Genomic DNA, 13,076 nt, shown 5'->3' on the forward strand with positions numbered 1-13,076 from the left:
TCCATGGCAAAGCAGGCTGAAGACGAGAATTTTGGAAGGTACACGTCATATCTATACTATCTGTTCTCGCGCTCGTTCCCAAGCATGAAGAAATTCTACTCATTCATACTCTCAGACCTGTCGAAGCGGCATTTCTCATCGCTGCTAGACATAGGCAGCGGCCCAGGAATCCTGGACGCAGCGATAGCCTCAAGCAGGCCAAGGGCGCAGGTATACGGCATAGACCCATCGCCATACATGGTGCGCATAGCGCGCTCGCGCTATGGCAATGCCAAGAACCTGCACTTCAGCACAGGAAGGAACACAAGCATAAGGCCCAAGAGGCATTTCGACACTATAATAACCACGCTGTCGTTCCACCACTGGGCAGTCAAAAGGGATGCGCTGGAATACATATCTGGGTATCTTGCACGAAATGGCACCATGATTATATACGAATTCGTAAAGCCGGAGAACAAGCTAATATTGGAAGGATCGCATTCCTTAAGCGTGCGCGAGGCCAAGGGCTATTCAGACATGAAAGGCCTGAAGCTGCAATCGGTAAAGGTCCGCGGCCAGTATATAGTAGTGGAATTCAGGAAGAGGAATTAGCATAGCTTATCTTGAAAATCCTGCTGTCTGAATTCTGGTATACGAGTTTCATGCTTACGCCTGTGCCATTGCCATAGCTGCAGTTGTCGTAGTTGCAGCCAAACAGGAAATCGAATGCATTGCTTTTTGTGAAATTAGGCCCGAGCAATGCGGTTGATTCTATCCTGTTGCCTGCATAAGTGACCATGTAAGTGTAGTTCACATATGCCAGCGTGCTGTTTATATAAGTATAATTGCCAGTGTCCATGTTGTATAGCAATATATGCTTAACAAGCGCATACCTGGAGCTTGTCGCGTTTGCTATCCCCACCTCTATGTCGCTGGAATTGGTGTCATTTATTACCATAAGCGATTTGAGGTACGGAAGCTGAGGCATTTGGAAATATAGCAGCTCAGCAGTGCTGTTCTTTGATATGCTTATGCCGTCGAACGCATCGTAGCCGTAGCTTGCGGCTATGGCATTGCTGAGGCCGCCTTCCACCGAAATGCCTCCAAGCTCATCAAGCCAATAATACCTTGCAAGCAAATACTCCGGCCTGTGCACCTTGTTTATGAGGTAGTTTGTATCAGGAGTTGTATTGAGTATGAATCTTGAAAACCCTGCTATCAACTGCCCGTTCTGGCCACCTACGCTGTCCATTGCGCTTGTCCTGTTTGCCCAGCCTTCTATCACAGAGCCGTCAGGCCATACTGCGAGGAACGTTGCATTGCTTGGAGTATTGTTCTTGGCCCAGGACATTGCTGCAAGGAAATTGGCGTTTATGCCGTCTGCCTGCACCGACGTGTAAGATTCCCGCTGCGTATAGTAGGTTGAATATATCAGTATGAAGCCCACGACCACTACGAATGCGATCTTGAATACAGGTATGTGCCTCTTTCTTATCTCCTGAATAACGCCCTGGTTTACGCCAAGCAGTCTGCCTATGCTGTAGATTGCATATGCTGCGAACAATGCTATCGGGACAGCCACTATCGAGTTGAATCTGACAGCATTAAGCTGCAGGTACAGCGTGGCTATGAAGTATGCCAGTATGGCCATGAAGGCAGGCGACAGGTTTAACCACTTTACCGTTGTCATATCTGTTGACAGGTAAACCCTGCGCGAGAAAAGCAGGTACATCGCTATGCCTATAGGCGCCAGTATTATCTGGAAAGCGAAGCTGGCCCAGATAAAAGCAGCAGTCGGGGGCTGCAGCTCTTGTATCGTTTCCGTGAGGTGGCTTGACGCTATGACTAGGCCGTCCCCGCTTGCTACAGCGCCAAGGAACTTTCCGAAAACTCCGGCTATGACTATGAGCACAATTATCAAAACCGCGCCAAGGAACTCCGAGCGTTTTACAGTTGTAGACGTAATTGCAGCAAACCTGCTCCTGTTTGCAAGCAGGAAGTATGTGACAATGGCGCCAAGCAGCACAGGCGCATAGAATATGAAGAAGTGCAAGGTGGAAAGCGCCTGCGTGCCCCTTATTACTGTGAGTGTCATCCAAAGGTGCTGCATGCCATATTCCACAAGGAGCGCAAGAGCCAGTATTATCGAATCCTCTATGTAGCGCTTATTGGCTATTATGTAGCCAAAGGCAATAATGAATATAAGGGCCAGCATGTACACTATGACAGTAAACGGCGCGCCGTTCCATACTGTAGTGCCTACGCCGAGTATGAATGCCGACAATATCGCGAACCCCACTCTTTTTGAAAGCGACTTCTGCTTAAACACGGACAAGAAGGCAATGAGCGACAGAAGCATGAATATGGTTATGAAGCCGTCCCCCCTGTATACAAGGGCTGCGGTCCTGGCTATGTCGCCGCTTGATATCGCAACAAGAAACATGGCTATGAAGCTGAGCACCCTGCTCCTTGCGAAATACCTGACTATGAAGAATGCGCCTATGGCATCGAATATGCCGAACAGCACAGGAACGAGTCTTTCAACCGTATAATAGCTTATGCCAAGGTACTGCACCACTGCATAAGGAATCAGCGTAGCGAAATACAGCCCCAATGGCTCTGTTATGGAGAAATGCACAGGGAAACCAGACAAGCCGAGCGCTTTAGGTATGGCAAAGTTGTGCAGCACTGCAGCACGTATTACTGCAAAATGGTAAAAGCCGTCAGGCTCGAAAAAGCCAGCAAACTTGAACATGCCAAGCCTAAGGTAGATGTCCAATATTATAATCAATACGAACAGGGCTGCAGCTATATAAGTGGACTTGCCTGGCCTTGCTTTGCTGCCTGCAGCCTTATTGGCGTCTTGCACGCTCTCCTGTAAAGCCCCTGCATTTGTGCCTTCAACATTGTTGCTGCTTTGCTGATCCATAAAACACGCGCTTTGCAAATATTAACAATACGTTAAGATTGTTAAGGTTTTTATTAATTCCACAAATTTTAGATATTTGCAAGCCTGTTTGCAGTGCAGCAAGGCATAAATATTATTCAATGCCAACGCACTACCATGGAGGTCAAGCACATTGCAAAGACAAAAAATGAGAGTACTAACGCATCAGAAGGCACAACGGCACCACAAAAGGCCATGCTGAGGCGCGACGGCATAAAAAAGCTAAACAGGGCCATCGCTGCCGCGGACCTTACCATGCTGGACCTTGCGATAGGGCTGCCGGTAACAGACAAGATTTTATACTCATTGACGTTTGCAGGCAGGTTTCAGAGCATTGGGTACATGGATCCGTACATAGTGGCGGCAGCGGTATCCATAACAGCGCCGCTATCATATATAATCTATTATAAGTCGCTCGGAAGCATGCCAAAATTCATAGGCAAGATAATGAAGCATGTGCAGGATTAAAATTATTCCAAAATTTCGGTAAAGTCATGTTTCGAGGCAGAGATTCGTTGATGAAAGAAACAAAGCATGACAATAGACGAAGTTTGCTATTTGGCGTATAAAAAAACTTTTATACATGCCAAAAGCTTTAAATACTTTTCATAAAATGGTATTCACAACGAAACGTGTTAAAAGCGTTTAAGTGATAGAATGAAAAGTCTAAATGCAAAAAAGATAGCAGCTGTCGTTGGAGGCGCAGCATTGTTAGCGACAGGCCTTGCGTTCGCAGGCCCAATATCCTTCCAGAACGTCCCTATAATAAGCAATAGCGGGCAACCACTAGTGCAGGTAGTTGTAGGAACCTTGGCAAAGCCATCTGATGGTGTTGCAGCAGCAAACATTGCAGCAGCTATAGGAAACCTTGCATTCACATCAGTGAACGTAACTGCAAACGTTAACACAACACAGGCGGCAAAGGTACTGCATGCGGTAATACCGTCAAGCGCTCACTACTCCCTGACAAACCAGGAAGTCTACTTCAATGAGAGCTCAACGGCATACATCAGCGGCACATACCAGTTCAGCGCACTGATTGGTTCAGTGTTCAACCGCGGAATAGTGACAAAGCAGTATGGCGCCACTAAGACCTTGCAGTCAACAAAGACTTATGCATACCCATCAACTGACCTGATAAGCCCAAGCGGCGTTTCAATGGCAAGCCCGTACTCAGCATACGGTACAGTGCCATTCTCAGAATCGGTCAGCGCATCCACAAACGGCGGCGGAGTGTCATTCAGCGGCTTCGGCGGCCCTACAAACAGCAGCATGGACAACATAATACGCGTTACATCTTCGGATCTGCCATCGCTTCTGAGCAACTCAGGCTCGCACCTTGAAAGCGAATACCTGTGGCTGACAGGCGTGCCTGTATTTGACCAGGGAAGCAACGGCAACATAAACCAGTTCAACCTGACAAACGTCGGCGGCGCATACGAAGCAGTGTTCGCAGACCCAATACCATTCAGGTCATCCTCTGGCGGAGTAAACAACCAGCCGATAACGCTGTTCGGGCAGAACTGGACAATAATAAACTACAAGCTGCCGGGCACAACAGCGTTCAATTCAACATCTGGCGCAACATCTGCAACATCCACAACCGCAGTAGCAGGCGGTGAACTCAGCCTTGCATCAACTCTGGTCCCAGAAGAAACAGTATACGTAGGACAGAACGCAACTGCAGGTCCATTCACAGTGCAGGTCGCAGACATTGGTCAGCCTAACAACAACGGCATAAGCCCTGCTGCATTGAAGGTATACTACAATGGCGTACTATATAATGTAAGCGCAGTAAACCCAGGAGTAACGCAGCAGTTCAACGACACAGGCCACAACCTGTACGTGCATGTATACCAGACATTTGCAGGACTGTACGCATATGAGAAATACGCAAAGATTCAGCTGTACTCCAATGTAGTGAATGTCACAAGCGGCCATCAGTTCAACAGCACATACGACAAAGGCTGGACAACTGAGCTTATGTGGACAAACTCTTCGAACTCAGGCGGCACGGCAAACGAGTTCCAGGGCATAGTAGTGCTGAACTCAACACCGACATACCTGAATCCAGGGCAGAGCTTCAACTTCATAGGCAATCCGGCAATGTGGAAGCTGACATTCGAGCAGCCAGCATTCGGCAGCGGAACGTCCAACCCAGTAACACTCTCAACAAGCGAAGGCTCATACACATATGAAAACCTTGCGTCAACATCAACATACACGCCAACGAACATAACAGAGCCAGGCCAGATCCTTACAGTGTCAGCGCCATCATCGCTGAGCAATGCGTTCGAAGTGGCAGGAGTCCCATCAAGCAGCGTAATGTACGACTTGACGCCTTACGAATTCAAGAACATAGCGGCAGTACCAGCAGGAGACAACAACATAACACTGACTCTAAGCCGCCCAGTAAATCTTGTGACATCGTCAAGTCCATTGACAGTAACGGTAAAAGGACTTTCATCGTCAAACACAGTAGTTACACTGCCAGCCGCAACATTTAGTAGTAGTAGCCAAACAACCGCAACAGTTGCATTCCCTGCAAACACAGTAACAGAGATAACCAACATAACTCTTAGCTATCCGATTCCAGGAGCAACATTCACTGCAGATGCAGAAGTAGGCTCGGGCACAGGAACACCGGTCGCGGAGCTTACACCGGCATCGCCACAGATAATGTACCTAAAGTCAGGGCAGGTCAACTACTACCTTACAAGCGGAAGCAGCATCAACTTCAACCAGAACAACGGCGAAACGCAGACATTCACATTGAACGAGCTGACCACGCCAAAACAGATTGGCTCTACGGGCCCATATGAATTCTACAACTACTCAATGAACGAATTCCCGGTGCCATTCAACACAAGCGTGCAGGACAACTTTACAGTAGGCATAGCAAACGCAACAAACAGCAACCCAGCTTCAAGCTTTGACTTGAACTACACCGGTGCATTATCCAGTGGCAGCGTCGATCATGGCAATGTTACATACACAACAAACACGCAGGGAACAAAAGTAGTGTTCGCAGCAAGGCAGGGCTTCTATTCGGAGCGCGGAAGCGAAGTGGCATCAATATCCCCAGGCTCAGTTACAATAAACTTTGCCAAGGGCGTTGACATGCTGAACTTCGTAGTCAGCCCAGTCAATGTGACTGCAGTGACGAAGCACTTCCGCATAGTCGGTCCAGTTGGCATAGGCCAGCCGATACCGAACGTGCCTAACGTGACAGTAGCAAATGTAACAGCGAACATATCAGTTAGCAACATCAACGGCGCAACAGTAGCTGGCATAAGCAACCTGACGGCAACAGCAACCCCAGCAGTAGCTATAGAGCCGGTCCTGCTGAAGAACCTGACAACATCGCCTCTGGTAGTGCTGAACAGCACGGCAAACCCAAGCAGCAGCCTGATACTGATAGGCAGCGGCTACGTGAACGGCTTGAGCGCACAGGTGCAGGCATCGAACAACATAACGTTCACGCCAACAAGCGCACCGGTATTGCAGGCATTCGGAACAAAGAGGATTCTGATAGCCGGATACTACGCCAACCAGACAACAGCGATGGCAAACAAGTTCATACAGGATCTGTACGCAGCAGCAAGCACAAGCTAATCAGCATAGCAGCACAAGGGATTTGAAAGGCGTTTTGCCTTTCCCTTTTTTCTTATTCTTATATTTTAACTCCTTTTAGCCGTGGCTTTGCGCTGCAAGCAGGTGCCGTCGGCATCTTGTAAATTATTTCATACCGATATGTAATATATTTATAAACCTTAAGTTGGAATATCTATAGGTGCGACCATGCGTTATTCCTACATGCTTCCAATCCTTGCAATGCTGCTGATATCTGGAGTGGCTAATGCTTCGCCTTTAAGCGCAAACAGCGGCCTAATATCGTATCTCTCAGCATATGTGCCTAATGCCATACTGGCAAACTCGACGTTCACAAACATAACCTATTCGTCGAATTCGTATGTGCTGGTTGGCACTCCGCGCAATGGAAGCATACTGGTAAACACAACAAGCGGCTATGCGATTGTCCTTGACAACGCAACAGCGTACAAAGCCCTTGGCCCTTACCTCATAAAAAAATACTTCCCAAATTCCACGCTGATAAACGAAGTCAACGCCTCTATGGCACTGTACAAAAAACAGGCGAATCCACCGCTTGCAGACTGCCTCATAGAAACCGGAATAGGCAACCTAAACCTTATAGCTAACAACACGGTTACAAACAACAGCGCAACTACTGCGTGCTTTACCGTGCCTATATGCAGGCGCAGCTTCTACAATTTCAGCGGTGAAAGCGGCCCGCTCGTGCAGGGCATAAGGGAATTCGGCGACGAATACATAAACATGAACAACAGCTATCGCAGTTTCTTCTCGCTGCTGCACAGCCTGACGCCATCTGATTTCTACTCAAACGTGCAGGGCATGCTTACCGACGTCGCAAACCTTACAAGCATAGAGCAGACAATGCCTACGAACCCTATATTCCCCCTGCCCTCGAACTTCAACCCATCGCTGCTGGGATCATGCTCCAATTATAACCAGAACGACATGCCATGGTATTGCCAGGACATAGGCAACTGCGAGTACACTTCATTCAACGCCACTACGCTTTCGAATACAGGCAGCCAAGTCTCTTCGCTGCTTGCCCTGCCGGTATACAATAAGACCATAGAGGCTTATGCGCAGAACGTCACAAAGAGCGCCTCTGCATTTGTAACACCAGTCATAATAAGCGAGAATACCACAAGATTCGACGCGTTCCTAAGCTTCATAATGCCAAAATACAACGCGACAATATACAACGCAACGTTTATACTGTCAAAGCTCAGCAATTCAACGCTGTCATATTCACTGTCAGAGCTTGAAGCGCGCATGGCCTCTATCATCAGCGCAGGCATAAACCAGAACATAACAAAATCAAATGCCACGATAAGCGCAGAGCTGAAAAACGTATCTGGCCAGACCGCCTCGCTCTCAGCTCCGTACGAAACTGCAGCTGCGCGCGCATCCAACAGCACCTATTCGATACTGCTACATGAGCTTGATTACAAAAGTGCGATGCCAAAGAGCCTGTCGCTGCTTGCATTGAGGCAGGAGCAGGTGGACTCTATGCTATCAACAAAGCTTAGCAAGAGCGAGCTTGACACAGTGAGCTTTGCAAGCGCAAACGTTTCTTCAAGCGCATCATCGCTAGGCTCCCCGATAAGCATGCCTGCATTCATAAAGGGCTTGGACGGAGGGCTAGCGACGCTCATGCTTAAGGGCGGCACAGCAGCTGTAAGCGCTAAGGACGCTGCAGCGCCGCTGTACCTTGCGCTCATAGCCATAGCGATTGCCGCCATTCTGATCTTCGCCTTTTATGAGCTCACATACGCAAGGCTCAAGGCAAAGAGAAAGCTTAGGCTCAACAGAAGGGTCAAAAAGGCATGGATGGCGCTTTTCATAATACTGGCGCTCATAGGCGTAGCATATGCCGCTACGGTATACAGCTTTGCTGCTTCAGCAAACTCATTCATGCCTGCAACCTCGTTCATGAATGCCCTTTCATCAAGCAGCAGCGTTACAATAGCAGTAAACGGAACGTCGCAGCCTGCCAATTCCTCTGTGGCAAACTGCGCAGCGGCACTGCAGCAGACCCTCAAGTCATTCAACAAGAACGCCAGCATAGTATATGTCAAGGGCAACGCATGCTCATCAGGCAGTCTGACTGGCGCGGCATGCTATGATGCACTGTACAGCTCGGGAAAGCCGCTCATACAGCTAAACGCCAATGCAAACTCAAGCTACGCCGAATACAGGGGCATGTACGGCACAGCGTTCTATGCCGGAGGAAGCATGATCAATGGGGCGTACTGCTATCTCAATGGCATAGTCAAGCAATCTTTAAGCAAATAAGCAGATCAACATGGCGGAAAAGTCAACGAAGAGCAAGAAAGCAGCAGCAACTACCGAAGAACCGGAGGTTTCCGATTCTAAAAAGTATGTCGTAATCGTTGCGATAATAATAATCCTTATAATATTCGCAGGCGCCATAGTATATTCGCTGCGTGTGTCGAAGCCTGCCCCTGCAAGCTTTTCAGAATTCCAGAAGAATTTTGAAAGCGCCAACGCCATAGGCGTGTATGCTTCCTACACGGATAATACTTCATTCTCCAGCACTGTTGCATGCTCCACCGCGCTCATAGAAGCCATCACCGGCGACAGCGCGATGCACAAAAGCCCAGGGCAGATACACTTCTTCATACTCAACAGCACAGCATGCACGTATTCTGTGCTTGGCCCGAACGCCACATCCTATACCTCTACTGTAGCGAACTGCACAGCCTTCAGCACCACGCATCCGAGCATATTCATAAACTACAGCGCATATGCACGCACTGTAATAACGCCGAATGCCATTTACGTATATGGCAATTCTACTTCTCTTGCGGAATGTGGCATAGCAAGCGAGATATCATAGGCAATGCATCAAGTCTTCCGCTCTTACCTGTATTTAAGCAGTGCTGCAATGCCGCCGAACCCAAGAAGAAGCTCATTGCCATACTGGCTGTTCGAGGATATGAAAGTAATTTGCACGCCCTGGCTGTCTGCAAGGTCTATCAGCTCCTCAACTGCGTCAGTCTCAGATACTATTGAAAGGTTGCCGCCATCCTCTTCATGCTTAGTTTTCCTTTGGTTTCCCTGCTCAAGCGCTGTGAATTCAGTGCCGCAGGTATTGCATTTGTACTTTACTTCATAGAGCTCAAGGTCCTCGCTTATTATAAGCAGGGAAACGCTGTTCGCAGACAGCGCCTTCTTGACATTGGCATAGCCGCTTGTGGCAAGCCCGTTCCTTGAGACCTCGCTTAGGAACTTGCCCATTACCTTCTGCTCCTGGACTGACTGCTGCTCGGAAAGAAGGTCCTTTGCATGCTCAAGAAGCTCTCTGAAGCCTGCATGCTCGTCAGTATATCCTGTGTTGAATATTCCAAGTACCTTTATTTGGTAGTTCAGGTTCTTTGATTTTACGAAGTCTTCCTTTGCTGGCCCAGGGCCTCCGACAACAAGCCCCTTGAGCTTGAATTCGTTTTTTGCGAACAGGTCGTTTACGGCAGCTGCCACGTCCTTGTAATAATCATCTATGCTCTCCTTCCTTGCCCTGTCATACCTGGCGGCAGACTGGCCCCCTTTATGCACCTTCTGGTGTGCGAACGACCTTAGCTTCTTGTCAACTATGAACTGGGAGCCGCTCAGCACGCCTACCGTTGCTTCGCTTCCGTCCATTATTATTACGCCGTATTTGTCAGTCGTTTCCAGCATGCGCTCTACTGGCTCTAGCAGGAAGCTTGAGTCGCACCTGTATATGTTTGCCTTTATGGGCTCAGGCGGCTCCATGGAAAATAGCTCAATGTCTGGCTTTGCCTGCTCGCCTGAGATGTTGCCGCAGAATACCGCGAGCCCGTTCTTCGGGGGTGTCTTGTAAAGCTTAAGGTATTGCATTATCTTTTCAAGCGCTCCCTGAACGTTAAGCCTCGTAGTCTTGGATTTTATGTTAGAAGCCTGCCCATGCTCATCCCTGAGCTTTGCAATCTCATCGCTTATCGGGAAGCCTGGCGGCACGTAAACGCTTATAAGCTCAGTTCCTGAGCCGCGTATGCTTGCCAACCTTTTGAGCTCCTTCTTTATATGGTACTCTTCTTTCATGATGCTTCATCTGGCTATACATATTGTTTGGCTTTAACCAATAAAAACATGCGTGGGCTATGCGCTGCCCGGCTTTCCTATGGCGTCTTTGTGCATGTACGGCACCAGCGCCTTTGGAACCTCTATGGTGCCATCCGGCCTTGCATAGTTTTCGACAATGCCGACTATCACGCGCTGCACTGCAATTGCTGTGGAATTGAGCGTGTGCACATACTTGCGCTCATCACCCTCGTCATATTTTATGTCGAGCCTCAGGCTCTGCCAGTCCGTGCAATTGGAGCATGACACGACCTCCCTGTACCTGCCCTGGCTTGGCATATAAACTTCTATGTCGTTCTTCTTTGCCGCAACTGTGCCGATGTCGCCAGTGCATATGTCTATTACGTGATAAGGCAGGCCGAGCTTCTGCATGAGCCCCTCGGAATTCGCGAGCAGCTCATCGTAGTATTTCCAGGAATCCTCCTGCCTGCAGAATATGAACTGCTCTACCTTGTAGAATTGGTGGACCCTGAATATGCCCTTTGTATCCTTGCCGTGAGAGCCTGCCTCGCGCCTGAAGCACGGGCTTATACCTGCATATTTTATCGGCAGCTCCTTGGCCGAGAACACCTCGCCGCTGTGCATTGCAGCCATGGGGTGCTCAGAAGTAGAAATCATGAAAAGCTCGTCCTCAATATGCTCGTAGTCCTTCATTTCCTGCGCCTCCTTCGTGTCAGTGACCTTGTACAGCTGCTCCTCGAAATCGCCCAAAGCCGTTGCTCCCTTGTAATATTCCTTCTTGAGCATCAGCGGAGGCGATATTGCAGTATAGCCTTTGGCTGCCAGCTCGTCCAGAGCGAAGCTTATGAGGGCGTGCTCAAGCAGAGCTATGTCGCCCTTCAGGTAGTAGAATCTTGCTCCTGCGACCTTTGCTGCACGCTCTATGTCTATAAGCCCCATGCCTGCAAGGATCTCCTCATGGCTCTTCCCTATGCCTTTTTTGGGCTCGCCCCATCTCCTTATCTCTACATTGTCTTCGTCGCTTGCGCCATAGGGCACGCTGCTGTGCAGAGTATTTGGCATGTTCATAAGCAGATGTTCTATGCGCTCATCCAGCTTTTCTATATCTGTTTCCATGCCTTTTATCCGCTCCTTTATCTCGGAAACTTTTGCTATTGCTTTTTCTGCAGATTCGTTTCTCTTCTTCATCTCTGATATCTCAAGGCTGGATTTGTTCCTTTGCGTCTGGAGCTCCTGCAGCTCTGTCTTTTTCGCACGCCATTTCTCGTCAAGCTCAAGCAATTCGTCTATCGGGTAATCGCTTTTGCGCTTCTCCATGGAAGCGCGTATTTCGTCTATATGTTCCCTTACGTACTTAGTTGTTATCATGCAAACCGCCAATTTTGTATAGAATGCCGACTAGCGCATAAATAATACTAATATTCTGCAGCAAAAGGCTAAAAACAGGAGCCTGGCTCGGCCATATGCGCCTTGCATGCCTGAAAATTAAAACCCTATTGATTGGTACACATCACTCGCCAGCTATATAGATTTAAACCATAATGGTATTTAAAAATATTGTCCAATCCAAACAATATATTATTGTATTGGCTGCAAATAATAAAGCGTTGGAAAATGCAGGGATAGCAAAGCCTGGTCAAATGCGACAGGTTCAGGGCCTGTTCCCTTAGCGGGTTCGAGAGTTCAAATCTCTCTCCCTGCAAATAATGTTCGGATTTGTAAAGCCGTTCGGCACTGCATAGTGGTCATTTGATGTACAAAAATCAGAATGTTTGTATTTTGATGCCTGTGTACAACGAAGAGCCGACAGTATATGGAATAATAAAGCGCGTACTTGCCCAGAGCCAGGTGGACATGCTTCTTGTAATATACGACGATTCCAGCGACGGAAGCATAAACGAGATCAACAGGGCGCTCTCGGATTTCGGTAAGGGAAGGCTTATGCTCATCCGCAGCGAAAACAGGCTTGGAAAGGGCCACGCCATAAAGCTAGGGCTCGAGGCAGCTGGCAAGCTTTTTCCCGACTGCATAATCATAATACAGGATGCCGACGACGAATACTTTCCAGAGGATTATGGAAAGCTGCTTGAAAAAGTGGACGACAGCACCCCAGTATTCGGCTCTAGGCAGCGCAACCTTGGGCACAAGTATTTCATGGGCGAGCTTGCGACAAAGATTCATACTGCGACATTCAATCTCTTCTATAAGCAGTCCATAAGCGACATAAATACATGCTACAAAACCTTCAAGCTGAGCATGCTGAAGGGAAAGCTGCCGAAGGAAAACAGCTGGCTGCTAGACATGGAATTGCCGATAATGCTGTCAAAGAACGGCTATAAGATAGCTGATGTTCCTGTAAGGTACAAAGGCCGCACATTCAAGGCAGGAAAGAAGATAGGGCCGAAAGACGGCATAAAAATGTGGCTCTACCTGATGAAACCGAACAGATGAATCC

At 48.4% G+C, this 13,076-nt stretch carries 9 protein-coding genes and 1 tRNA gene; 7 read left to right on the forward strand and 3 right to left on the reverse strand.

The features are described 5' to 3' along the window. Window positions 1–3: 3 nt before the first annotated feature. Window positions 4–591 carry a class I SAM-dependent methyltransferase gene (locus M1125_04480; protein ID MCL5405058.1) on the forward strand — a complete coding sequence of 196 codons (588 nt, stop codon included), beginning with the start codon at window positions 4–6 and terminating at the stop codon, window positions 589–591. Here M1125_04480 and M1125_04485 read toward each other — a convergent pair. Then, the gene (locus M1125_04485; GenBank protein ID MCL5405059.1) at window positions 575–2,908 is read right to left on the reverse strand and encodes a hypothetical protein; all 2,334 of its coding nucleotides are present in this window, start codon (window positions 2,906–2,908) and stop codon (window positions 575–577) included. The two genes, M1125_04480 and M1125_04485, sit on opposite strands and share 17 nt — an antisense overlap. A 135-nt stretch (window positions 2,909–3,043) precedes the next feature. Between M1125_04485 and M1125_04490 the strand changes: the two genes are divergently transcribed. The 4 genes from M1125_04490 (at window position 3,044) to M1125_04505 (ending at window position 9,398) form a co-directional block, all read left to right on the forward strand. Further along, window positions 3,044–3,394, forward strand: a complete 351-nt coding sequence (locus tag M1125_04490) for a hypothetical protein (GenBank protein ID MCL5405060.1) — start codon at window positions 3,044–3,046, stop codon at window positions 3,392–3,394. A 189-nt stretch (window positions 3,395–3,583) separates the two neighbouring features. Then, window positions 3,584–6,541 (forward strand): S-layer protein, encoded by a 2,958-nt coding sequence (locus M1125_04495; GenBank protein ID MCL5405061.1) that lies wholly within the window; start codon window positions 3,584–3,586, stop codon window positions 6,539–6,541. Window positions 6,542–6,727: 186 nt separating this feature from the next. Continuing rightward, window positions 6,728–8,833, forward strand: a complete 2,106-nt coding sequence (locus tag M1125_04500; GenBank protein ID MCL5405062.1) for a hypothetical protein — start codon at window positions 6,728–6,730, stop codon at window positions 8,831–8,833. Between the two features lie 10 nt (window positions 8,834–8,843). Further along, complete coding sequence (locus tag M1125_04505) at window positions 8,844–9,398, forward strand: hypothetical protein (GenBank protein ID MCL5405063.1); 555 nt, start codon at window positions 8,844–8,846, stop codon at window positions 9,396–9,398. Between the two features lie 23 nt (window positions 9,399–9,421). On the opposite strand, the gene prf1 is transcribed toward M1125_04505, so the two are convergent. Together prf1 and serS are read right to left on the reverse strand one after the other, a co-directional pair. After that, window positions 9,422–10,621 carry a peptide chain release factor aRF-1 gene (prf1, locus tag M1125_04510; GenBank protein ID MCL5405064.1) on the reverse strand — a complete coding sequence of 400 codons (1,200 nt, stop codon included), beginning with the start codon at window positions 10,619–10,621 and terminating at the stop codon, window positions 9,422–9,424. Between the two features lie 57 nt (window positions 10,622–10,678). Then, window positions 10,679–11,989 carry a serine--tRNA ligase gene (gene serS / locus M1125_04515; GenBank protein MCL5405065.1) on the reverse strand — a complete coding sequence of 437 codons (1,311 nt, stop codon included), beginning with the start codon at window positions 11,987–11,989 and terminating at the stop codon, window positions 10,679–10,681. Between the two features lie 248 nt (window positions 11,990–12,237). Between serS and M1125_04520 the strand changes: the two genes are divergently transcribed. Both M1125_04520 and M1125_04525 read left to right on the forward strand, forming a co-directional pair. Next, window positions 12,238–12,323 (forward strand) — tRNA-Leu (locus M1125_04520). A 50-nt stretch (window positions 12,324–12,373) separates the two neighbouring features. Continuing rightward, window positions 12,374–13,072 carry a glycosyltransferase family 2 protein gene (locus M1125_04525; protein MCL5405066.1) on the forward strand — a complete coding sequence of 233 codons (699 nt, stop codon included), beginning with the start codon at window positions 12,374–12,376 and terminating at the stop codon, window positions 13,070–13,072. Window positions 13,073–13,076 lie beyond the last annotated feature (4 nt).

The sequence above is a fragment of the Candidatus Marsarchaeota archaeon genome (assembly GCA_023485295.1).
Taxonomy (GTDB): domain Archaea; phylum Micrarchaeota; class Micrarchaeia; order Micrarchaeales; family Micrarchaeaceae; genus Micrarchaeum_A.